This window comes from Chelativorans sp. J32, from assembly GCF_000518985.1.
Taxonomy (GTDB): domain Bacteria; phylum Pseudomonadota; class Alphaproteobacteria; order Rhizobiales; family Rhizobiaceae; genus Chelativorans.
On record NZ_JAEQ01000001.1, the window covers coordinates 85,614 to 108,224 of the forward strand.

Annotated in this window: 17 protein-coding genes; 10 read left to right on the forward strand and 7 right to left on the reverse strand. The window is 61.8% G+C overall.

Translation table 11 applies throughout. The features are described 5' to 3' along the window. The first annotated feature begins 19 nt into the window (after positions 1-19). The 8 genes from CHEJ32_RS0100450 (at position 20) to CHEJ32_RS0100485 (ending at position 10,530) form a co-directional block, all read left to right on the forward strand. Positions 20-655: an RNA-binding protein gene (locus CHEJ32_RS0100450; protein ID WP_028032072.1), complete on the forward strand. Its 636-nt coding sequence runs from the start codon at positions 20-22 to the stop codon at positions 653-655. Then, positions 652-3,237, forward strand: coding sequence for a translation initiation factor IF-2 (gene infB, locus CHEJ32_RS0100455; protein ID WP_028032073.1), 2,586 nt, complete (start codon positions 652-654; stop codon positions 3,235-3,237). The genes CHEJ32_RS0100450 and infB overlap by 4 nt, the downstream gene beginning before the upstream one ends. A 119-nt stretch (positions 3,238-3,356) precedes the next feature. Beyond that, positions 3,357-3,761: a 30S ribosome-binding factor RbfA gene (gene rbfA, locus CHEJ32_RS0100460; RefSeq protein WP_028032074.1), complete on the forward strand. Its 405-nt coding sequence runs from the start codon at positions 3,357-3,359 to the stop codon at positions 3,759-3,761. A 28-nt stretch (positions 3,762-3,789) separates the two neighbouring features. Continuing rightward, positions 3,790-4,725, forward strand: a complete 936-nt coding sequence (truB, locus tag CHEJ32_RS0100465) for a tRNA pseudouridine(55) synthase TruB (protein ID WP_028032075.1) — start codon at positions 3,790-3,792, stop codon at positions 4,723-4,725. 71 nt (positions 4,726-4,796) lie between these two features. Continuing rightward, a complete protein-coding gene (locus tag CHEJ32_RS0100470; protein WP_034657674.1) occupies positions 4,797-6,536 on the forward strand; it encodes a sensor histidine kinase in 1,740 nt (579 codons plus the stop codon). Between the two features lie 144 nt (positions 6,537-6,680). Further along, a complete protein-coding gene (gene rpsO / locus CHEJ32_RS0100475) occupies positions 6,681-6,950 on the forward strand; it encodes a 30S ribosomal protein S15 (protein ID WP_028032077.1) in 270 nt (89 codons plus the stop codon). Between the two features lie 255 nt (positions 6,951-7,205). Continuing rightward, a complete protein-coding gene (pnp, locus tag CHEJ32_RS0100480; RefSeq protein WP_028032078.1) occupies positions 7,206-9,353 on the forward strand; it encodes a polyribonucleotide nucleotidyltransferase in 2,148 nt (715 codons plus the stop codon). A gap of 166 nt (positions 9,354-9,519) precedes the next feature. Next, a complete protein-coding gene (locus CHEJ32_RS0100485) occupies positions 9,520-10,530 on the forward strand; it encodes a class I SAM-dependent methyltransferase (protein ID WP_028032079.1) in 1,011 nt (336 codons plus the stop codon). 14 nt (positions 10,531-10,544) lie between these two features. Here CHEJ32_RS0100485 and fabI read toward each other — a convergent pair whose 3' ends face one another. From fabI to fabA, 3 genes are read right to left on the reverse strand one after another with little or no spacing between them, the layout of a single operon-like run. Further along, positions 10,545-11,390, reverse strand: a complete 846-nt coding sequence (gene fabI, locus CHEJ32_RS0100490) for an enoyl-ACP reductase FabI (protein ID WP_028032080.1) — start codon at positions 11,388-11,390, stop codon at positions 10,545-10,547. 7 nt (positions 11,391-11,397) lie between these two features. After that, positions 11,398-12,618, reverse strand: coding sequence for a beta-ketoacyl-ACP synthase I (fabB, locus tag CHEJ32_RS0100495; protein WP_028032081.1), 1,221 nt, complete (start codon positions 12,616-12,618; stop codon positions 11,398-11,400). A 48-nt stretch (positions 12,619-12,666) separates the two neighbouring features. Continuing rightward, positions 12,667-13,179 (reverse strand): 3-hydroxyacyl-[acyl-carrier-protein] dehydratase FabA, encoded by a 513-nt coding sequence (gene fabA, locus CHEJ32_RS0100500; protein WP_028032082.1) that lies wholly within the window; start codon positions 13,177-13,179, stop codon positions 12,667-12,669. Between the two features lie 267 nt (positions 13,180-13,446). Here fabA and irrA point away from each other — a divergent pair, with 267 nt between their 5' ends. Continuing rightward, the gene (gene irrA / locus CHEJ32_RS0100505; RefSeq protein ID WP_084032652.1) at positions 13,447-13,890 is read left to right on the forward strand and encodes an iron response transcriptional regulator IrrA; all 444 of its coding nucleotides are present in this window, start codon (positions 13,447-13,449) and stop codon (positions 13,888-13,890) included. 113 nt (positions 13,891-14,003) lie between these two features. On the opposite strand, the gene CHEJ32_RS0100510 is transcribed toward irrA, so the two are convergent. Further along, complete coding sequence (locus CHEJ32_RS0100510; RefSeq protein ID WP_028032084.1) at positions 14,004-14,549, reverse strand: SH3 domain-containing protein; 546 nt, start codon at positions 14,547-14,549, stop codon at positions 14,004-14,006. Between the two features lie 226 nt (positions 14,550-14,775). Here CHEJ32_RS0100510 and CHEJ32_RS0100515 point away from each other — a divergent pair, with 226 nt between their 5' ends. Beyond that, complete coding sequence (locus CHEJ32_RS0100515; RefSeq protein WP_028032085.1) at positions 14,776-15,777, forward strand: D-glycerate dehydrogenase; 1,002 nt, start codon at positions 14,776-14,778, stop codon at positions 15,775-15,777. A 131-nt stretch (positions 15,778-15,908) separates the two neighbouring features. On the opposite strand, the gene cml is transcribed toward CHEJ32_RS0100515, so the two are convergent. The 3 genes from cml to gndA form a co-directional block, all read right to left on the reverse strand. After that, a complete protein-coding gene (cml, locus tag CHEJ32_RS0100520) occupies positions 15,909-17,114 on the reverse strand; it encodes a CmlA/FloR family chloramphenicol efflux MFS transporter (RefSeq protein WP_028032086.1) in 1,206 nt (401 codons plus the stop codon). Between the two features lie 309 nt (positions 17,115-17,423). After that, positions 17,424-20,360 (reverse strand): DNA polymerase I, encoded by a 2,937-nt coding sequence (polA, locus tag CHEJ32_RS23545; protein ID WP_034657675.1) that lies wholly within the window; start codon positions 20,358-20,360, stop codon positions 17,424-17,426. An 823-nt stretch (positions 20,361-21,183) separates the two neighbouring features. Further along, complete coding sequence (gene gndA / locus CHEJ32_RS0100535; protein WP_028032087.1) at positions 21,184-22,599, reverse strand: NADP-dependent phosphogluconate dehydrogenase; 1,416 nt, start codon at positions 22,597-22,599, stop codon at positions 21,184-21,186. Positions 22,600-22,611 lie beyond the last annotated feature (12 nt).

The following is a 22,611-nucleotide window of genomic DNA, read 5'->3' on the forward strand; positions in this document are numbered from 1 at the left end:
AGGGGTCTTGTGAAAAGCGATGAACGACCGCACATGTATCGTGACGCGGGAAGCGCTGGAGCCGGATCGGCTGATCCGCTTCGTCGCAGCTCCGGACGGGACGGTCGTTCCGGACCTGAAGCGAAAGCTGCCGGGACGTGGCTGCTGGGTAGGCGCTGAACGGAGCCTGGTCGAAAGGGCGGCGGCGAAGAATCTTTTCTCTCGCGCGCTGAAGGCACCGGTGACGGTGCCGCCGGGCTTGGCCGAAATGGTCGAATCTTTGCTCGTAAGCACCGCTCTCGGTGCTCTTGGCCTTGCGCGCAAGGCGGGAGCCGTGGCATTGGGAGCAGCGAAGGTGGAAGCCGGGGTGCGCAGCGGCAAGGCATTGGCCGTGCTGCACGCAGATGAGGCTTCCGAGGACGGCGTTCGCAAGATTGCGAACGCGCGAAAATCGATAGCTCATGTCGGCGGACCGATGGTGCCGGCATACAAACTCTTTTCGGAGACCGAAATGAGTTTGGCATTGGGGGCAACAAATGTGATACATGCTGCCGTGCTCGACCGGGGGCCGGGCGAGGCAGCGCTGAGGCGCATCGACGCGCTTGCTCGATATCGAGGCATTGTCCCGGAGCGGGACATGTCGAGCGCGGCGGATGCCGCAGAGGATATGGAATGACTGATACGAAGACCGGTGACGACAAGACGCTGAGCGTCAATCCAAAGAAGACGCTGACTCTGAAACGACCCGGCGTGGAGCAGGGTACTGTGCGTCAAAACTTCTCCCATGGACGGACGAAGGCAGTCGTTGTCGAAACCAAGAAGCGCAAATTTTCCAGGCCGGACGAGCGCGTCGAGCCTGTGGCGCCTGCGCGCCCCAAGCCGCCCGCACCCTCTGTTGCCGCACCCGCGCCTACGCCTGCCCCTCAACAGCGGCGTGAGCCGCCCAGGCCTCAGCCGCAGCAGCCGCGCTCGGGCGTGGTGCTGAACGAGCTGTCGGCCGACGAGATCGAGGCTCGCCGCCGCGCCCTGCAGGGTGCGAAGCTGCGTGAGGCCGAGGAGCGCAAGCGCGCCGAGGAAGAGGCAAAGCGTCGAGCCGAGGAAGAGGAGCGCCGTCTTCGCGAGCGCGAGGAATCTGCTCGCCGTCAGGCCGAGGAAGAAGCTCGTCTGAAGGCCGAGGCCGAAGCGCGCAAGCGCGCCGAGGAAGAGGCCAAGCGCCGGGCTCCGGTGGTCGAAACTCCCGCGGTCGTCGAGGCGGCTGATGATGAGGAGGAAGAAGAGCGCGGAAGCCGCGGACAGCCCGCCAAGCGGGGTGCCGTGAAGGTGGAGGCGCCCGTGCGCCCTGCCAAGCCTCGCGGAGAAGAAGAACGTCGGCGCGGCAAGCTCACGCTCAACACTGCGCTCTCCGACGAGGAGAGCACCCGCAGCCGCTCACTTTCCTCCATGCGCCGCAGGCAGGAGAAGTTCAAGCGCGCTATGCAGCAGGAGCAGCGCGAGAAGGTCTCGCGCGAGGTCGTCATTCCCGAGACGATCACGATCCAGGAGCTTGCGCAGCGTATGGCTGAGCGGGCCGTGGACGTGGTGAAGTATTTCATGAAGCAGGGTCAGATCATGAAGCCCGGCGACGTGATCGACGCGGATACGGCCGAGCTGGTAGCGGTGGACTTCGGCCATACAGCCAAGCGCGTCGCGGAATCCGACGTCGAGGAAGGCCTCTTCAACATCGAGGACAGGCCGGAGGACGAGAAGCCGCGTCCGCCCGTGGTCACGATCATGGGCCACGTTGACCACGGCAAGACCTCTCTGCTCGATGCCATCCGCAAGGCCAATGTGGTGGCTGGTGAAGCCGGCGGCATTACCCAACACATCGGTGCCTATCAGGTCGTGCAGGACGGGCATACGATCACCTTCATCGACACGCCCGGCCACGCGGCTTTTACCGCCATGCGGGCTCGCGGTGCGCAGGCGACCGACATTGCCGTGCTGGTGGTGGCGGCCGATGACAGCGTGATGCCGCAGACGATCGAATCGATCAATCATGCCAAGGCGGCGGGTGTTCCGATCATCGTGGCCATCAACAAGGTCGATAAGCCGGAAGCCAATCCGCAGAAGGTGCGGACCGAGTTGCTCCAGCATGAAGTGTTCGTGGAATCGATGGGCGGCGACGTGCTTGACGTCGAAGTCTCGGCCACGAAGGGCATCAATCTGGACAAGCTGCTGGAAACCATCCTCCTGCAGGCGGAGATCCTCGAGCTTAAGGCCAATCCGGACCGCACCGCGGAAGGCGTGGTCATCGAGGCGAAGCTCGATCGGGGCCGTGGATCGGTGGCTACCATGCTCGTCCAGGCGGGTACCCTCAAGCCGGGCGACGTGATCGTGGCCGGCAATGAATGGGGTCGTGTCCGCGCATTGGTGAATGACCGCGGCGAGATGGTGAAGGCAGCTCCGCCGTCCATGCCGGTGGAGGTTCTGGGCCTGCAAGGCACGCCCCAGGCCGGTGACCGCTTTGCCGTGGTGGATACGGAAGCCAGGGCCCGCGAGATCTCCGAATACCGTCAGCGTAAGGCTCGGGAAAAGGCCGTGGCTCGCCAGGCTGGCCAGCGCGGCTCGCTCGAGCAGATGATGTCGCAGCTGCAGTCGAGCGGCCTGAAGGAGTTCCCGCTCATCATCAAGGGTGACGTGCAGGGCTCGATCGAGGCGATCGTCAACGCGCTCGAAAAGCTCGGCAATGACGAAGTCCGTGCGCGCATCGTCCATTCGGGCGCCGGCGCCATCACGGAGAGCGACATTTCGCTCGCCGAGACCTCGAATGCCGCCATCATCGGCTTCAACGTACGTGCCAACAAGCAGGCGCGGGACGCGGCCGAGCAGGCGGGGATCGAAATCCGCTACTACAACATCATCTACGACCTGGTGGATGACATCAAAGCGGCTATGTCCGGACTTCTCTCGCCCGAGCGGCGCGAGACCTTCCTTGGCAACGCCGAGATTCTCGAGGTCTTCAACATTACCAAGGTCGGCAAGGTGGCCGGCTGCCGTGTCAGCGAAGGCAAGGTCGAGCGTGGTGCGGGCGTGCGGCTTATCCGCGACAACGTCGTCATCCACGAAGGCAAGCTCAAGACGCTCAAGCGCTTCAAGGATGAGGTTGCGGAAGTTCCCGTCGGCCAGGAATGCGGTATGGCCTTCGAAAATTATGAGGACATCCGCGTGGGCGACGTCATCGAGGCCTTCCGCGTCGAGCATGTGACGCGTACACTCTAAGAACGCGCCGGTGGCCAGATTGGCCGCCGGCCGTTCCTGGCTGAGCTTGCTGCGGCATACCGATTGATGCGTAGCGGAAGATCTGCGATCTCCGCTCAAACTTTGATAACCCATTTGCCATGTCCAATTCCGCTCCCTCCCAACGGCAGCTGCGTGTCGGCGAACAGGCTCGTCACGCCCTGTCCGAAGTGCTCCAGCGCGAAGACATGCGTGATCCGGCGCTCGAAGGGGCCGTGATCTCGGTATCCGAAGTGCGCATGTCGCCGGACTTGAAGATCGCGACAGCGTTCGTGTCGCCACTGAACGGCGATAAGGAAGCGATCATTGCAGCATTGAATCGCAACGCGCGCTACATTCGCGGGCGGGTCAGCCCTGCCCTGCGGCAGATGAAATATATGCCCGAGTTCCGCTTCAGGCTCGACACGAGCTATGAGAATTTCGAGAAGATCGATCGGATTCTGCGCTCCCCCGAAGTGGAGCGGGATCTGCGCCGCGACAGCGATGACGAAGACGCTGAAAAATAACCGGACATAACAAGAAGAAGGGTGCCAGATGGCGCGTCGCGGAAAAAAGAGGGGCCGGAATATTTCCGGCTGGCTGATTTTGGACAAGCCGGCCGGGCTTGGTTCTACCGAAGCCGTCTCCAAAGTGAAATGGCTGTTCGGGGCGCAGAAGGCGGGCCATGCCGGCACCCTCGATCCGCTTGCCTCCGGCATGCTGCCCATTGCCCTCGGCGACGCCACCAAGACGGTCCCCTATGTGATGGAAGGGGCGAAGGTATATCGCTTTACCGTCGCCTGGGGAGAAGAGCGCTCCACCGATGATCTTGAGGGCCCTGTCACGCGGTCGTCGGACAAAGTCCCCGCCGAAGACGACATACGCGCGCTCCTGCCCAAATATACGGGCGTGATCATGCAGATCCCGCCTCAGTTCTCCGCGGTGAAAATCGGTGGTGAGCGCGCATACGACTTAGCTCGTGAGGGCGAAGTGGTGGAAATCGCGGCGCGCGAGGTGGAGATCGAACGGCTCGAGCTCGTTGAAATTCCCGACCCGAACAAGGCTGTGTTCGAGATGGAATGCGGCAAGGGCACCTATGTGCGCTCGCTCGCCCGGGATATGGGCCGCGATCTGGACTGCTTCGGCTATGTTGCGGACCTGCGCCGCACCGAGGTTTATCCCTTCGAGCCCACGCAGCTTGTTCCCCTCAAAGACCTGGAAGCGGCCGCCGAGGCCGCGGCGGAAGACGAGCGCTTTGCAGCGCTCGATCCATTCCTTCTAAATACGGAGTCGGCTCTTGATGGTTTGCCAGAAATCGCTTTGAGCGACGATGCGGCAAGCAGGATAAGGCTCGGCAATCCAGTGATCGTTCGCGGGCGGGACGCGCCTGCGGAGGCTCCCGAAGCATGGGCAAGCGCGCGTGGCCGCCTGGTGGCGATCGGCATGGTGGAAGCCGGAATGTTCAAGCCGAAAAGAGTGTTTGGCTTCTGACGCAGAAAGAGGTCGTTCAGCTTTCTGTTGCAACGCTTGTCCGAGTTTCGCATTGAAGGAGAGAATGCGGGTTGGATCGGCAAGGTTTGGGCGACGTGGAGACCGGCGCTAGTAGCCCTGATGCAAAGCACGGGTTCGGGCGAAAGCTGCGCGCGCGGCTGATGGGTCCGAAGTCCATCGGCTTTTATCTTTTTTTGCTGATCATCGTCACCGTCGTTCCGGCGCTGGCCATCTCCACGGTTCTTCTGCAGCGCAACGATGCGGCGCAGCGCGCTGTTGTAGAGACGCTCGCGGAAGCCATGGCGGGTTCCATTGCGGAGGCGGTGGATCGCGAACTGAGCGGCATGGTCACGACGCTGAGGGTTCTGTCCACGACGCGCTCGCTCACGACCGGAAACCTGCACGACTTCTACGAACGGGCAAAGGCGGCCCTTGCCGGTACCGGTTCCTATCTCATCGTGCTCGATGGCAATTTCCTGCAGCTTTTGAACACGCGCGTGCCGTATGGCACGCCGCTCGGTCCTACCGCGGACCCTGTCTCTGCAAAGCAGGCGCTGGACACAAGGGCGGCCGTCGTTTCCGGCGTCTTCCTCGGTCAGGTCTCGCAGAAATGGGTCTTCAATGCCGTCCTGCCTTTCCTGCGCGAAAACCAGCCGCCGCTTCTGCTGGTGCTGACGCGTGACGCGGAGAGCATGGGCGATACCCTTTCCCAGGAGATGCTGCGCGGCGGCTGGAACGCCTCTCTGCTCGATCGCGATGGAATCGTAATCGCCTCCTCCTTCATGTCGTCCAGCATAGGAAAGCCATTCTTTCTCGACATAAGCAGCAGTGGCGCTCCCCAGACGGCGCGAATCTCCGAAAGTGTGGATTCGCAATCCTATGTGGCGATCGTGGATGAGTCCGCTTATAGCGGCTGGAAGGTGGTCGTCTGGGCCCCCACCGCCGCCGTCGAGGAGCCCACGCGCCGGGCCCTGCGCTCGCTCTTCAATGCCAGCCTGATCATCATCGGAATCGGTACGCTTGCCGCCTGGCTGATCGGAAGGCAGATCGCCCGTCCGATCCGCCGCCTGGCCTATGACGCTCGCCGGCTGGGCGCCGGACAACCGGTCGACGCCATGCGCTATCCCATCGCCGAGGTAGCCACGGTTTCCGCCGCGCTTTCCGAGGCCGCGACGGATCGAAAGGCCGCGGAAAACGAAATTAGGCTCCTCATGCGGGAGGTGGCCCACCGTGCAAAAAACCAGCTCACGGTCGTCTCCTCCATGGCAAAGCAGACTGCGCGCAGTTCGCGCTCCTTGCCCGCCTTTCTGGATTCCTTTCAGAAGCGTCTCTATGGCCTTGCCCGATCGACAGACCTTCTCATCGCGGGCGGCGCCACCGGTGTGGAGCTTCGGGAACTGCTCATGGCGCAGATCGAACCGTTCCGGCCCGAGGATCTGAAGCGCCTTGAAATTTCCGGGCCACCGTTCCGCCTCTCCAATCAGGCGGCGCAGACCATCGGACTTGCCGTGCATGAGCTTGCGACAAATGCCGCCAAATACGGAGCCTTCGGGACCCGAACGGGGCGGCTTTCCGTGACATGGGCGATCGAAGGGGAGACGCTGGTCATTACGTGGCGCGAGCACCTCACGCTTCTGCGCAGGCGGCCGATGCGCCGCGGCTTCGGCACGGAGATCATCGAGCGCATGTTGGGAGGAACCCTCGATGCCGAGATCTCCCGGACGTTCCACCGCGACGGCCTGGAGTGCATTTTCCGTATTCCGTTGAAGCGTCTGGTTCCGGAGCGGGGCCACCCAGCGCCTCCGCTCTGATTACCCTTTTGGCTGGCAATTGGCCGGATTATGCACTATATGCGGCGGCATCACAGCGCATTTAAGGCTTTGTGAGAAGGCCCTTGCTGGACGACATCCCGGCTCTGGGCGGCCCATTCACCAATACCGATAGAAAGGACCCCGATGTCGATTACTGCCGAGCGCAAGCAGGAGCTTTTGAAGGAATTCGCGACCGCCAACGGCGACACCGGTTCGCCGGAAGTCCAGGTCGCTCTCCTTACCGAGCGCATCAAGAACCTGACCGAGCATTTCAAGGAGCACCAGAAGGATAACCATTCCCGCCGTGGTCTCCTCAAACTCGTCTCGCAGCGCCGTCGTCTGCTCGACTATGTCAAGCGGAAGGACGAAGCCCGCTACCAGACGCTGATCGAAAGGCTCGGGCTGCGTCGCTAGTTCTGGCTGGCGGGTCCTCGTTGGAGGACCCGCCGCCAGCGTTTTGGCCCCGCCAAAGGCATGGGCCATACGGCCTCCGGAGCAGGCTCCGGTACGCCGCCGACGGGCAGGTCATGGGGCAGGATTGCTGGGTGCTTGTGAGCCGCCGACCGGCTTTGAATCAAGTGCCCCGTTGTCTTGCCCGTGGCTCGTCCTAACAAGGAAGAAAGCGGAGGCTGGCTCATGAAGCCTGTCTTCGGAATTCAAGGACAACACATGTTCAAGCAACACAAAGTGGAAATCGAATGGGGTGGGCGTCCGCTCATCCTGGAAACGGGCAAGATTGCTCGCCAGGCCGATGGCGCTGTTCTCGCCACCTATGGTGAGACGGTCGTGCTCGCCACCGTGGTGTCGGCCAAGGAGCCGAAGCCCGGGATCGATTTCTTCCCCCTTACCGTCAACTACCAGGAAAAGACCTTCGCGGCCGGCAAGATTCCCGGCGGCTACTTCAAGCGCGAGGGCCGGCCGAGCGAGAAGGAGACGCTGGTCTCCCGTCTCATCGATCGCCCGATCCGCCCCCTTTTCGTTGAGGGCTACAAGAACGACACGCAGGTGATCGTCACCGTTCTCCAGCACGATCTGGAGAATGATCCGGACATCGTGTCCATGGTCGCCGCTTCCGCTGCACTGACCCTTTCGGGCGTTCCCTTCATGGGGCCTGTCGGTGCCGCGCGCGTCGGCTATGTCAATGGCGAATACATCCTGAACCCGCATCTCGACGAGATGGCCGAGACCAAGCTCGACCTCGTCGTCGCCGGCACGAACGATGCCGTGCTGATGGTGGAGTCGGAAGCGCACGAGCTGCCCGAGGATGTGATGCTCGGCGCGGTGATGTTCGGCCACAGGAACTTCCAGCCGGTCATCGACGCCATCATTAAGCTCGCCGAGGTCGCGGCGAAGGAGCCACGCGAGTTCCTCCCGGAGGATCTGTCCGCGCTCGAGGCGGAGATGCTGAAGGTCATCGAGACCGATCTGCGCGAAGCCTACAAGATCACCGACAAGCAAAGCCGCTATAACGCGGTGGACGCTGCCAAGGCGAAGGTGAAGGAGACTTTCCTTCCGGAAAGCGCCGAGGAATACAAGTGGACACCTGAGCAGGTGGCCACGGTGTTCAAGGCTCTCCAGGCCAAGATCGTTCGCTGGAACATCCTGGACACCGGTTCCCGCATCGACGGCCGCGACCTGAAGAGCGTTCGCCCGATCGTCGCGGAAGTGGGCGTGCTGCCCCGCACGCACGGCTCTGCCGTCTTCACCCGCGGTGAGACGCAGGCGCTTGTGGTCGCAACGCTTGGAACCGGCGAAGACGAGCAATATGTCGACTCGCTGACCGGCACCGTCAAAGAAACCTTCATGCTGCACTACAATTTCCCGCCCTATTCAGTGGGCGAGACGGGCCGCATGGGTTCCCCGGGCCGTCGTGAGATCGGCCATGGCAAGCTTGCCTGGCGCGCGGTGCACCCGCTCCTCCCGGCGCCGGAGCAGTTCCCCTACACGATCCGCGTTGTCTCGGAGATCACGGAATCGAACGGCTCCTCCTCCATGGCAACTGTCTGCGGCACCTCGCTCGCCCTGATGGATGCAGGTGTGCCGCTTGCAAAGCCGGTGGCCGGTATCGCCATGGGCCTCATCAAGGAGGACGATCGCTTTGCCGTGCTGTCTGACATACTTGGCGACGAGGATCATCTCGGCGACATGGATTTCAAAGTGGCCGGCACCGCCGATGGCGTGACCTCCTTGCAGATGGACATCAAGATCACCGGCATCACCGAAGAGATCATGAAGGTCGCTTTGGAGCAGGCAAAGGACGGCCGGCTGCACATTCTCGGCGAGATGGCCCAGGCTCTCTCCGAGAGCCGCGGCGAACTCGGCGAGTTTGCGCCACGCATCGAAGTGATGCACATCCCGACCGAAAAGATCCGCGATGTTATCGGCACCGGCGGCAAGGTGATCCGCGAGATCGTGGAGAAGACCGGCGCCAAGATCAATATCGAGGACGACGGCACGGTTAAGATCGCCTCCAACAACGGCAAGGAGATCGAAGCTGCCCGTAAGTGGATTCACTCCATCGTGGCCGAGCCCGAGGTGGGCGAGATCTACGAGGGCACGGTCGTCAAGACAGCCGATTTCGGCGCCTTCGTGAACTTCTTCGGCCCGCGCGACGGGCTGGTGCACATCTCCCAGCTTGCGCCCGAGCGCGTCCAGAAGACGACGGATGTCGTGAAGGAAGGCGACAAGGTCTTCGTCAAGCTCATGGGCTTTGACGAGCGCGGCAAAGTTCGTCTCTCGATGAAGGTCGTCGATCAGAAGACCGGCAAGGAGATCGTGCAGGAGAAGAAGGAAGAGAAGCAGGAAGCCGAAGGCTGATCTTCTCGTCCTATTTCTTGAGCGGGCGCGGCAATAGCTGCGCCCGTTCCTGTATCCCGCCCTTTCTGGAGCGGAATGCGCTCACATTTCTTCGCGCGATCTTCTCGTCGCACGACCGCAAGTGATTCCACTTGCCTGCAAAATGCTCTAGCGTGCTGCGGATCCCATGCACGAAGCCCTGCCGATCCTCCTCTATCCCTTCGACCGCGGAATCCTGGAAATGCCGGGAAGCAGCGCACGCATACTCGTGCTCGGAGCATCTGGGGATTTGCGGCTCCCCGAAACGGATGCAAAGGCCGACGTGGTGTCGGACTTTCGTCCGGACTTCCTGGCGCTGCAGAGGGATGGTTTTTCGGTTTTTTCGGAAGCGCAGGGGGAGGGCTACGATGCCGCGCTCTTGCTCCTCGGCCGCAACAGGCGGGAGAACGAAACGCATCTTGCCGAAGCGCTGAGGCGCGTTCGTCCGGGCGGACTCATTGCTGCCGCCGGCAGCAAGCAGGATGGTGCACCGGGCTTTCGAAAGCGCATTGCTGAACTTCTTCCCATCGAAGATCATCTGTCGAAATATCACGGACTGGCGCTTTGGTTTCGACGTCCGGGGTTGCTCGAAGAAGGGTTCCTTGCGTCCTTGTCGTCACCCGCAGAGGTGACCTCCGAAGGATACGCCACTGCGGTCGGCGGCTTCTCGGAGGGAGTGGTGGATGCAGGCTCGCGGTTTCTCGCCGAGAATCTGCCTTCAGATATTTCCGGCGAGGTGGCGGACTTTGCAGCGGGCTGGGGCTACTTGTCCCTCCGGCTGGCCGAGCGATCGGCGGTTTCGCTGATTGATCTCTATGAGGCGCATCTTCCGTCGCTGGAAGCGGCCAAGCGCAACATGGCCGCCCGGGCCTCGGAGACGAATTGCCGGTTTTTCTGGCACGATCTTCTCGGTGAACCGGTTACACGACGTTATGACGTGATCGCGATGAACCCGCCCTTCCATCGCAGCCGTGCGGCTGAGCCGGATATGGGACGAGGGATGGTCGCGACGGCCGCGAAATCCCTCAAGCCAGGCGGGAGGTTGTTTCTCGTCGCCAATCGCGGCCTGCCCTATGAGGCCGCGATGGAGGAGCATTTCCGCCAGGTCGGCGAAATTGCCCGGGATGAGAGCTACAAGGTGCTTTGGGGGCGGAAATAGGTCAGCCAGGGCTGTTATTTGGCCTTGGCTTCCCCTTCGGCTTCAGCCTTTTCCGAGGCTTCGCCGGACCGCTTCAACTCTTCGAGAACCGGCATGGAAACAATGTTGTAACCTGAATCCACATAGTGGATTTCGCCGGTCACGCCTGAGGAGAGGTTCGACAGAAGATAGAGCGCCGAGCCGCCGATCTCGTCTATCGTGACGGTGCGGCGCAGTGGGGAGTTGCGCTGCTGATAGCTGAACATGTGGCGCGCATCCGAAATCCCCGCACCGGCAAGCGTCCGCACCGGGCCTGCCGAGATCGCATTCACGCGAATGCCGCGGGGGCCATAATCATTGGCGAGATAACGAACGCTTGCCTCGAGGCCCGCCTTCGCAACACCCATCACATTGTAATTGGGCATCACGCGCACTGACCCGGCATAGGTGAGTGTAAGAAGGCTGCCCCCCTTATCCATCATCGCAGCCGCCTTCCGGCTGACTTCGGTGAAGGAATAGCAGGAGATCACCATGGTGCGGATGAAATTCTCCCGCGTGGTGTTGGCGTAAAGTCCCTTCAATTCGTTGCGGTCGGAAAATCCAATTGCATGCACGAGGAAATCGAGCGAGCCCCATTCCGACGAAAGGGTCTCGAAAACCTGGTCGATCGAGGCGCTGTCTTCAACATCGCAGGGCAGAAGCAGCTTTGCTCCCGCCTGGTCCGCAAGCGGCTTGACGCGACGGCCAAACGCATCGCCCTGATAGGTGAATGCAAGCTCCGCCCCATGCTCGGCCAGTTTTCTAGCGATGCCCCAGGCGATCGAATGATCGTTCGCGACGCCCATGATGACGCCGCGCTTCCCCTTCATAAGAGATTCCATAATCCCCTCAGCCCGCGTATCGCTGAAACACCAGCGTCGCATTGGTGCCGCCGAAACCGAACGAATTCGACAGCACGGTGTCTATCTTTGCATTGTCGATGCGCTTGCGCACGATGGGAACCCCTTCGAATTCGGGATCCAGCTCGGTGATATGCGCGCTCTCGCCGATGAAACCCTCCTGCATCATCAGGATCGAGTAGATGGATTCCTGCGCGCCGGCGGCTCCCAAGGAGTGGCCGGTGAGCGATTTCGTCGAGGAAATCGGGGGGATTTCGTTCCCGAACACCTGACGAACAGCCCCGATCTCGCCGGAATCGCCAACCGGTGTCGAAGTGCCGTGCGTATTGATGTAGTCTACTTTCTCCTGAACGGTGGAAAGCGCCTGGCGCATGCAGCGGACCGCACCTTCGCCGGACAGCGCCACCATGTCGTAGCCGTCCGAAGTGGCGCCATAACCAACGATTTCGGCGTAAATCTTCGCGCCGCGCGCCTTGGCGTGCTCCAGTTCCTCAAGCACCAGCACGCCTGCCCCGCCCGCGATGACGAAGCCGTCGCGCGTCACATCGTAGGCACGCGAGGCCGTGGACGGCGTATCGTTATGCTTGGATGACATTGCACCCATGGCATCGAAGAGGTTCGACATCGTCCAGTCGAGATCCTCGTGGCCACCGGCGAAGATCATGTCCTGCTTGCCCCATTGGATCAGCTCATAGGCGTTGCCGATACAGTGCGCGGACGTAGAGCAGGCGGAAGAGATCGAGTAATTCACGCCGTGAATCTTGAACCAGGTCGCCAGCGTTGCCGACGCCGTGGACGACATGGCTTTCGGCACCGCGAAGGGGCCGATGCGCTTCGGGCTACCCTTTTCCCGGGTTGTATCGGCGGCCTCCACAATCACGCGTGTGGAGGGGCCGCCTGATCCCATGATGATGCCGGTGCGCTCGTGGGAGATGTCCTTCTCCTCGAGCCCTGCATCGGCGATTGCCTGTTCCATGGCCACATGGTTCCAGGCGCCGCCCTTGGAAAGGAAACGCATGGCGCGGCGGTCCACGAGCTCTGTCGGGTCGAGTGTGGGTGCTCCCCACACCTGGCACCGAAAGCCGTGCTCGGCGAAATCTGGCGAGAAGCTAATGCCCGATTTGGCTTCGCGCAGCGAGGCCGTGACTTCCTGGGCGTTGTTGCCGATGGAGGAAACGATGCCGAGGCCGGTGACTACGACGCGTCTCATATGGCTCTCCTTAGGGCTTCAAGGCTGGTGTTGCGATGAGCGGGCGGCCTAGGCTTCCTGCTTGAAAAGGCCGACACGCAGGTCGGAGGCCCTGTATATGGTTTCCCCGTCGGCCTTCAACCACCCATCTCCGATCCCAAGCACGAGGCGTCCGCGCATCACGCGTTTCAGGTCGACACCGTATTCGACCCTTTTGACGCTGGGGGTCACCATGCCGCTGAATTTCACTTCGCCTGTCGAGATGGCGCGCCCCTTGCCGGGCTCGCCCAGCCAGCCGAGGAAGAAGCCTGTCATCTGCCAGAGCGCATCGAGGCCGAGGCAGCCGGGCATCACCGGATCGCCGATGAAGTGGCAGGGGAAAAACCAAAGGTCGGGTTTGATATCGAGTTCGGCGCGGATGAAGCCTTTTCCGAATTCGCCGCCTTCTGCCTGCACCTCCGTGATGCGGTCGAACATCAGCATGGGAGGAGCCGGAAGCTGTGCATTGCCCGGGCCGAACAATTCGCCGCGGGCGCAGGCCAGAAGGTCTTCGTAATCGTAACTGGATTTCGTCTGCGCCATGAATTCCCGTTCTCACCTGGCGACCGGTTCTTCCGGCCTACTTTCACCTTTTCGCGTTAGCCCGATCAGGCACCGCATTTTGGAAACTCTCCCTATCACAGCTTGTTTCCCGTGGGAAACTGCCCGGAGAGGATTATCCCGACGATGATAGACAAGATCCGACCGGACCTTTTGCCGCTATTGATCGGACGGTGCGGGCAGAATATATGTCTGGACAACTATGCGCGGCTTTGCCGCCTCGATCCGCAGGGACAGGAAAGGTTTTCCTTGACCGCAGCAAGTGCCGAAGAACTGGAGCAGTCCGTGCTCGGATGCCGCGTGAGAGCGGCTGGGTTGCGCCCGACGAGACAGCGCGTGGCGCTTGCTGAGCTTTTGTTTGCGGCCGGCAACCGTCATGTTTCGGCTGAGGAACTCCATGAGGAAGCGCTGCGCGCCGGCGTCCGGGTGTCCCTCGCGACGGTCTACAACACCCTTCACCAATTCACCGAGGCGGGTATGTTGAGGATCCTGCCGGTGGAGGGTTCGAAGACCTATTTCGACACCAACACGTCGGACCATCATCATTTCTTCCTGGAGGGCGAGAACCGGCTGGTCGATATCCCCGAAGGGCCGGTGACCGTATCCAATCTGCCGACGCCGCCCGAAGACATGGAAATCGCCCACGTGGATATTCTGGTTCGCCTGCGTCCGAAGGCCAGGAATCGACGCTGATTCAGGTTAGCTGTTCGGCCGGCCCGGTGGCCAGGGACGCGATATTTTCAACGCGCGAATCACGGCCGGTGCTGTCCGCCGGCAAGCCGCGGCCGATCTGAGCCGCGAACGGCCTATTCCTTGATGGTCTCTCCAGGATAGACGCCCCAGATCGCCCTCTGGTCCATCCAGCCCTCGTGGCCGGCGAAATTGATGCGGCACCAACTGCCATTGCAGAGCGTCACCTCACCAACGACACCCGGCTCCACCTGGGCTACTTCCCGTGCGTTCTCTTCAGGGTTTGCAAGAAGCGGCACGGCAGCATTTTCCTTGCCTTTGAACCAGGGAGCCACGACCGCGGTGCGCCGCCCGGAAAGCAGTGCCTGATTGATCCAGCCTTCTGCCCCATCGGCATCGCGCACCCGGCGCCAATTGTCGTATTCCTGGATTATCTCGATGGGCAAGCCCGGCTTCAGATAGAGCCACGAGACAGCATACTGGGTCCCCGGCCCAACCCGCATATTCACGCGACCGGACTTCAGGCTGACGAAACGCGGCAGCGGCAATCCACTCGGGCCGCGCTTCAAGGCCTCGCCGGGCTGCACTTGATCCTGGGCGATGGCCGGGAACGTGGTGAGGACGGCGGCAATGAGGAAGGAAAGAAATCTCTGGCCCTTCATGACTGAAACATTTTACCCCTTTGTCCCGCGCTCGCGGCCGACAGCGCGATAGCGCACCGGTGGCAGCGATTTGGTTTGGGACCCACGCAGCGCATACGGTCTTTTTCTTTGTCTTCCTTGCGCCTGCTTGTTAGACATCGGGCTGAGGCATCGAAGCAGGGCGCGGCACCCTTCAGTTTCTCTCGTCTTGGTTAACGGGGTCTCAACGCGGAGGCAGGAAAGAAGAATGACGGGGCGAAAGAAACCTCTCGTCGTGATTACCCGGAAATTGCCGGACCAGGTTGAAACGCGCATGCGGGAACTCTTCGATGCGCGGCTGAATATCGACGATCGCCCACTGACGCAGCCGGAATTGGTGGCGGCCGTGAAAGAGGCGGATGTCCTGGTTCCCACCATCACCGATCGCATCGATGCGGCTCTCCTCGCCCAAGCGGGGGAGCGCCTGAAGCTGATCGCCAATTACGGGAACGGTGTCGAGCATATCGACGTCACCGCCGCGGCCGAACGCGGCATCACCGTCACCAATACGCCGAACGTCCTCAATGAGGACACCGCAGACATGACAATGGCCTTGATGCTTGCCGTCCCCCGGCGGCTGGTGGAAGGGGCGGAGCTGCTTAAGCGCGGCGGAAAATGGGCCGGCTGGTCACCCACCTGGATGCTCGGTCGGCGGATCTGGGGCAAGCGCCTCGGCATTGTCGGCATGGGGCGGATCGGCACGGCCGTAGCACGCCGCGCCAAGGCCTTTGGTCTCTCTATCCACTATCATAACCGCCGCCGGGTCGCGCCGATGATCGAGGACGAGTTGGAGGCCACCTATTGGGACAGCCTTGACCAGATGCTGGCGCGGATGGACATCATTTCCGTGAACTGCCCTTCCACACCCGCCACGTATCACCTGCTTTCAGCGCGCAGGCTGGCGCTCATGCAACCCTCAGCCTTTATCGTGAATACGGCGCGGGGCGACATCGTCGACGAGGAAGCCCTGATCCGCATGGTCGAGGAGGGCAAGCTCGCGGGAGCAGGCCTTGATGTCTTCGCCCACGAGCCAGCGGTGAACAAGAGGCTCGTGAAGCTCGCCGAGGCGGGGAAAGTGGTGATCCTTCCTCACATGGGATCGGCCACGATGGAAGGCCGGATCGACATGGGCGAGAAGGTCATCATCAACATCCGCACCTTTTTCGACGGCCACCGGCCGCCGGACCGCGTGCTGCCGCGAAAGGCCTGATGCCCCTGACGTCGTGTTGGCTTCCGTGTGGTTCACCATCCGCGTCCCAACAATAGAAGCATGCTCGCACGAGACCTTAAGCCGATGAACAGGCTTCCTGAGCGGTCGGCATCGACCGCTCAGGTCTAGCATCACGCCGTTTGCGGATGCGGATCGCGACGACCGAGCCAAAACAGCGCGATCAGGGTGGTTGCCGCCATGCCGGCAGCGTAGGTGATGAGAGGCCATGCGGTGCTGCCATCCAGCATAATCACGAAGCCGGTGCCGACAATGCCGACAACAAGGCTCTGGATGCAGAAGTGCAGGGCGACGGCGGTGCCCGCAGTTTCTCCGAATTCCTGCAGGGCACCATTGGCTGTGACGGCGGTTGTAAAGACGATCCCAACCGCGATCAGCCACATCGGCACGACGAAGGACCAGAAGGACGGCGCCAGAACCAGCTGGCCGATCGCAAGCAGGCACGCCCCCAGGATCAACATCACCATTCCGCGTATCACGCTGCCCGGAATGCCCCATCGCGCCACGAAGGCTTTGGCGAAACGTGTGGTGATGATCATGGCGATAGCCACCGTTGCAAAGGCCAAGCTGAAACCGAGTTCGGAAAAGCCTGCCCGATCCATCAGTACGCGTGGGGCGATTGAGAAGAACACGAAGAATGTGCCCATGGCAGTCCCGAAGCCGATCGTATAGATCCAGAAGGCGGGGCTCCTCAGCACCGACCCGAACCCCGCGCCTTGCTGCCCCTCCTTCACTTGCCGCGTCTCGTGCCAAGCGGGCAGCATGAGGGCGAGCACGATGAGAGCCGGGATGCCCAGCGCGAGGAAGATGGCGCGCCACCCCCACCAGTCCATCACAAGCGCGCCAGCGACCGGACCGACAGCGGGTACGAAGGCCAACATAGCGTTCATGAGGCCGTATATGACGGTGCTTTCTGGCCGGCTCGCATAGACGTCGCGGATCGTGGCGAAAAGCGCCACCAGCACGGCGGCTGCACCCGTGGCTTGCACCAGCCGGAGAAGCAGGAACAACTCGGCCGATGATATAGCGGCAAGGGCGAGGGAGGCGGCGGCAAAAATGACACCCCCGCCGATGAGGACCGGTCGGCGGCCGAAACGATCCGAAAGCGACCCGAAGACGATCTGCCCCACGCCGAGCATGATCATGTAAAGGGTTAGCGTCAGTTGCACTACGGCGGGAGTAGTGCCGAGGACTCCCGGCATGGTGGGGATGGCCGGCAGGTAGATGTCCATGCCGAGCGAGGCAAGAATGTTGAAGGGCGCCAGCAGCATCAACGCAACCGGCAGGCTGTAGCTCCACAGCCGGATATTTTTAGACATGGGAAAGAATCCGCTCGAATGATTGTATTCGGCGGCGGTCTGGGCTCTCGGGTGGCAAATCGGAACCTGGCAGACGCCGCAGCAACGAAAGCGCGTTGCTGCGGCCTATCGGTCTGAGATTTTTGGTTCCATCGGGTAGGAGCCTTCGAGGATCGGCAAAAATATGGGGTGTTCTCTACCAGACATGCCCCGAGCCAGCAACGCCAGCTTCGCTACCGCGAGCGGTAGCTGCCGCGCTCCTGCGGCAGCTCACGGTTCGCCATGGCGGCCGCCAATGGTGAGCCGGAAGCGACTCGTTGGCGATGACGCCTAATGGGCCTCCTCCCAGTTGTCGGCGGCGCGGGCGTCCACCTTCAGCGGCACGGAGAGCGAGCGGGCAGGCCAGGCCGCCCCTTCCATCACCGTGCGGATGACCGGGATCGCACGTTCCACGGCATCTTCCGGAGCCTCGAACACCAGTTCGTCATGCACTTGAAGAAGCATCTTCACGTCGCCCAGGCCTGAATCGGCCAGCGCCGCCTCCATGCGCATCATGGCACGGCGGATGATATCGGCTGCCGAGCCTTGGATGGGGGCATTGATGGACGCGCGCTCGTTGAAAGCGCGGACGGAAGGATTGGACGAGCGGATTTCCGGATAATGCGCGCGACGGCCGAAAATGGTCTCTACATAGCCCTTCTCGCGGCAGAAAGCTTTCGTGCGCTCCATGTAATCCCGAATGCCCGGGAAGCGCTCGAAATAGCGTTTGATATAGGCGCCGGCTTCCTCGCGCGGTATCGCAAGTTGGTTGGCAAGACCAAAAGCGGATATGCCGTAGATGATGCCGAAATTGATGGCCTTGGCGCGTCGGCGCACCTCGCCAGGCATGCCCTCCACCGGCACGCTGAACATTTCGGAGGCCGTCATGGCATGGATGTCCATTCCGTCCGCGAACGCCTTTTTCAGCTCCGGGATATCCGCCACATGCGCCAGCACGCGCAGCTCGATTTGGCTGTAGTCGGCCGAGATCAGCTTGTAGCCGGGCGCAGCGATGAATGCGGTCCGGATCTTGCGGCCTTCCGGCGTCCGCACCGGTATGTTCTGCAGGTTCGGCTCGGAGGAAGAGAGCCGGCCCGTCGTTGTCGAAGCCAGCGAATAGGACGTGTGCACCCGCCCCGTGTCGGGATGAATGTAGCCGGGCAGCGCATCCGTATAAGTGGATTTGAGCTTTGTGACTTGGCGCCAGTCCACGATCTTGCGCGGCAACTCGTGCCCTGCGGCGGCCAGTTCCTCGAGCACTTGCGCTGAGGTCGACCACTGGCCCGACTTGGTCTTGGCGCCGCCGGGAAGACCCATGCGTCCAAAAAGAATGTCGCCCAATTGCTTGGGAGATCCGATGGTGAAGCGGCCTCCGGCAAGCTGATATATCTCTTCCTCCATCGCCGCAGCCGTCTGAGCGAAATCGCCGGACATGCGCGACAGGATCTGCCGGTCGACCATGATGCCGCGATGCTCCATGCGGCAGATGACTGAAATCATCGGCCGCTCCAGCCGTTCGTAGACGGAGACGAGACCCTTGGCGGCAAGCTGCGGCTTCAGGACTTTCCAGAGCCTGAGGGTGACGTCGGCGTCCTCGGAGGCGTACAGGGTCGCCCGCTCCAAGTCGACCATGTCAAAGGTCACCTTCGAGCGGCCGGAACCCGTCACCTTCTTATAGGAGAGCGGCGTGTGACCCAGCCAACGCTCCGCCAGGGCATCCATGCCGTGGGCTTGGGTGCCCGCCTCCAATACGTAGGAGATGAGCATCGTGTCGTCATAGGGCGCGATCTCGATGCCGTGGCGATAAAGCAGCAGCCAGTCATATTTGAGGTTCTGGCCGATCTTCAGGACAGAAGGGTCCTGGAAGAGCGGCCGTAGCAAAGCGAGAGCCGCTTCCACCTTGATCTGCCCGTCGACCATGCCCCCACCGAGCAGGTCTTCCGCTCCGTTCTTATGCGAGAGGGGGACATAGGCTGCCCGGTTCGGGGCGATCGCGAGCGCGATGCCGCAAAGCTCAGCCTGCATGGGATCGAGCGAGGTGGTCTCGGTGTCGATCGCGACAACACCTGTCTCTCGCGCCTCCGCGACCCATTGGTTCAGCGTTTCCAGGTCGCGAATGCAGACATAGCGGGAATGATCGAAGGCTTCATGCGCAGCAGCGTCGGCCAGCTTGCGCGCAAGTTTCTCCGGTGTGGCGGCGCTATCGTCCCTTTCAGGCGCCACTTCGCCCTCAGCGCCCGGCTCTCCGATGCCCGTGGCGGGGACGGTAAGGTCGGGCCCGTGGGCCTCGGCACCTTTCTGGACCTCCAGATATGCCGGCTCGACGGCCGATGCATCCGCTCCCGTCGCCTCGGCGACGCGGCGGGTAAGCGAGGAGAATTCCATGGCCTTGAGAAAGGAAATGAGCTTCGGCCCATCCGGCGGATTGAGCGCCAGTGCGTCAAGCGGCACCTCCACCTGCACATCGTCCCTCAACCGGACCAGTTCGCGGGAGATTCGCACCTTCTCGGCGTATTCGATAAGATTTTCGCGGCGCTTCGGCTGCTTGATCTCATGCGCCCGGGCAAGAAGCGTATCGAGGTCACCATATTCTTGCAGGAGCTGCGCGGCAGTCTTTGGTCCGATCCCCGGCACGCCCGGAACATTGTCGATCGTATCCCCGGTGAGCGCCTGCAGCTCGATCATCTTCTCGGGCGGAACACCCCATTTCTCGATGACCTCCGGAACCTGGATCTCCTTGTCCTTCATCGGGTCGTACATGGAGACCGTCGGACCGACGAGCTGCATCAGGTCCTTGTCGGAGGAGACGATCGTGGTGTCACCCCCGGCCTCGCAGGCAAGGCGGGCATAGGTGGCGATCAGATCGTCCGCCTCATATCCCTCCATCTCGATGCATGGCAGATCGAAGGCGCGCGTGGCCTCACGGATCAGGCCGAATTGCGGGATGAGATCTTCCGGCGGTTCGGTGCGATTGGCCTTGTATTCCGGGTAGATTTCGCTGCGGAAGGTTTTGGACGAATAATCGAAGATCACCGCAAAATGCGTGGGTGTCACGCCGACGGCCGTGTCCCTCGCATCGCGCAGGAGCTTCCAAACCATGTTGCAGAAGCCGAGAACCGCACTGACGGGAAGACCGTCCGACTTGCGGTTGAGCGGTGGAAGTGCGTGATAAGCCCGAAAAATGTAACCCGAGCCGTCTACAAGAAAGAGATGGTCGCCTTTTTTCATGGCGCAACGGGTAGCGCGACCTCTTCGCCGAGTCCATCACAAAGGCGTGAGGCACCGGTCTCTGCCGCCAAATCCTGGCAGTTGATCGCGAAATATTAACAATGTGTAACCTTGTGGCCCTTGAATAGCCATTTTGGCGAACAACATATCAATGCATCGGCAATATTTTCCGCCGAAGTCCGGAAAGGCTCGTCCCCCGCCGAACCGGACAAAACAAGCGGCAGCCTTATCCCCCTCTCCGGGCTGCCGCACATAATATAAAGGCCGCCGTGGTTCCCCTCCACCACGGCGGCACTTTTTTGTGGCTATGAGAATGACCACAAGCGGCAGAAAAGTGCCCGGGCGATCCAGATATATTCAGGTTGCTCGAGGTCGGCGAGGGAGAAGTCCGCTCTGCATTTCTGTTCACTCCCGGGCTGCCGTTCTGGTGCATTCCTGAGTTCCGTACCGGGCGCGCATTGATCCCTGAAGTTGATGAGCGAGGTGCGACGCCCAGGGCCACCCGACAATTGCCTTTCGCGTATCGTATGCAGCCAATCGGAGCCGCGATAGGCGGCGAGCGCCTGGGCGACGATGTCTCTCAGTTCGCCCGGCAGGTGCGAGATTGCCCAATACTAGCTTCTTCCTTCCCCGGCTGGGCATAGAAGGTGCCCATGGCGAGGGATCCGCGCAGGATAACAGCCGAAAGACGGTCTCCTAATTCGCTCCTGACTTCGTCGACCACACCCCTTGACGTGTTGCTGCAATATTGCGTCGACGGTATCCAGATCCGCACGAGACATGCCGGTGATTTCCTCAACGGTCTCCGGATGTTGCTTTTTGCTCAATCCTTCTTCCATGCACCGTGGTGGCTTCCCTCCCGGTCGATGCGTTCGAAGCCATGCGCGCCGAAGAAATCGCGCTGCGCCTGGATGAGATTCGCGGTTCCGCGTCCGCGTCGGAAGGTATCGAAATGCGCCAGAGCGGCTGAGAGCGAAGGCACGGGCAATCCAGCTTCAGCGCTTTGCGCCACCACCCGCCGCAGGTGCGGATGGGCCGCTTCCATATATTGAGAGAAGGTGGGCGTCATCAGCAGGTTTTCCGTTTCCGGCGCCCCGTCGAAAGCGTCAGCGATAGCTCCGAGAAACTGCGAGCGGATGATGCAGCCGGCCCGCCAAATGCGTGCGATCGTACCGAGCGGCAAGTTCCAGCCAAACTCGCGCGAAGCAGCAGCCATGACCGCGAAGCCCTGGGCATAGGCGACGATCTTGCCGGCGAAAAGCGCAGCTTCAAGGCTCGCAAGCGCTTGTTCACTTGGCGCGCCTGCCGAAGAGGTGGGGATGCCGTAACGTTTCTCGGCGGCCTCGCGCTCAGACTTCATGGCGGAGAGGCTGCGTGCCGCGACGGCCGCCTCGATCGCCGTGGCCGGAACCCCCAGCGACTGAGCTTCGATGGCAGACCAGCGGCCCGTCCCCTTCTGTCCGGCGCGGTCGAGGATCTCGTCAACGATTGGTTTCCCCGTCTCCGGATCGATCGCATCGAGCACCTCTGCCGTGATCTCGATCAGATAGGAATTGAGCCGCCCCTCGTTCCATCGCGCGAAGATGGAAGCGATATCGCGGGCTTCGAGTCCATAGCCGTCACGCAGGATGCCGTAGATCTCCGCGATCATCTGCATGTCGGCATATTCTATGCCATTGTGGATGGTTTTCACGAAATGGCCGGCGCCGTCGGGTCCGAGCCATGCCTGGCAGGCCTCCCCCTCGTAGCGCGCGGCAATCGCCTCAAGGACAGGCTCGATACGGCGATAGGAATCCTCAGGCCCACCGACCATGATCGACGGACCGTGGCGCGCGCCTTCTTCCCCGCCCGAGACGCCCATGCCGATGAAGCGCGGGCCGGTCTCGGCCAGTTCCGCCATGCGCCTGCGTGTATCGCGAAAATTGGCATTGCCCGCGTCGATGATGATGTCGTCCCGCGCGACCAGCGGGTCGAGGGCAGCGATCTGCTCGTCCACCGGCGCGCCGGCGGGTACCATCAGGATGATCGGCCTGGGCGGCTTGATCGCATCCACCAGCGCCTGAAGGCTGTCGCAGGGTATGATATTGGCGGCTAGAGGGCCAGCCTCGGCGGCAAACTCATGCGTGCGCTCGGTCGTGCGATTGTACACCGCGATGCGGAAGCCCTTCTCCGCGATATTGAGGGCGAGATTCGCCCCCATCGTTCCAAGGCCGATCAGGCCGATGTCAGCTTTTTCCATGTGATGAACACC

Excerpts from the sequence above, each read along its gene's own strand:
- gndA (WP_028032087.1), bottom strand. The coding sequence starts at position 22,599 with ATGGAAAAAGCTGACATCGGCCTGATCGGCCTTGGAACGATGGGGGCG.
- truB (WP_028032075.1), top strand. The coding sequence starts at position 3,790 with ATGGCGCGTCGCGGAAAAAAGAGGGGCCGGAATATTTCCGGCTGGCTG.
- CHEJ32_RS0100450 (WP_028032072.1), top strand. The coding sequence starts at position 20 with ATGAACGACCGCACATGTATCGTGACGCGGGAAGCGCTGGAGCCGGAT.
- polA (WP_034657675.1), bottom strand. The coding sequence starts at position 20,360 with ATGAAAAAAGGCGACCATCTCTTTCTTGTAGACGGCTCGGGTTACATT.
- cml (WP_028032086.1), bottom strand. The coding sequence starts at position 17,114 with ATGTCTAAAAATATCCGGCTGTGGAGCTACAGCCTGCCGGTTGCGTTG.
- CHEJ32_RS0100510 (WP_028032084.1), bottom strand. The coding sequence starts at position 14,549 with ATGAAGGGCCAGAGATTTCTTTCCTTCCTCATTGCCGCCGTCCTCACC.
- infB (WP_028032073.1), top strand. The coding sequence starts at position 652 with ATGACTGATACGAAGACCGGTGACGACAAGACGCTGAGCGTCAATCCA.
- fabA (WP_028032082.1), bottom strand. The coding sequence starts at position 13,179 with ATGGCGCAGACGAAATCCAGTTACGATTACGAAGACCTTCTGGCCTGC.
- fabB (WP_028032081.1), bottom strand. The coding sequence starts at position 12,618 with ATGAGACGCGTCGTAGTCACCGGCCTCGGCATCGTTTCCTCCATCGGC.
- pnp (WP_028032078.1), top strand. The coding sequence starts at position 7,206 with ATGTTCAAGCAACACAAAGTGGAAATCGAATGGGGTGGGCGTCCGCTC.
- CHEJ32_RS0100515 (WP_028032085.1), top strand. The coding sequence starts at position 14,776 with ATGACGGGGCGAAAGAAACCTCTCGTCGTGATTACCCGGAAATTGCCG.
- fabI (WP_028032080.1), bottom strand. The coding sequence starts at position 11,390 with ATGGAATCTCTTATGAAGGGGAAGCGCGGCGTCATCATGGGCGTCGCG.
- rbfA (WP_028032074.1), top strand. The coding sequence starts at position 3,357 with ATGTCCAATTCCGCTCCCTCCCAACGGCAGCTGCGTGTCGGCGAACAG.
- CHEJ32_RS0100485 (WP_028032079.1), top strand. The coding sequence starts at position 9,520 with ATGCACGAAGCCCTGCCGATCCTCCTCTATCCCTTCGACCGCGGAATC.
- rpsO (WP_028032077.1), top strand. The coding sequence starts at position 6,681 with ATGTCGATTACTGCCGAGCGCAAGCAGGAGCTTTTGAAGGAATTCGCG.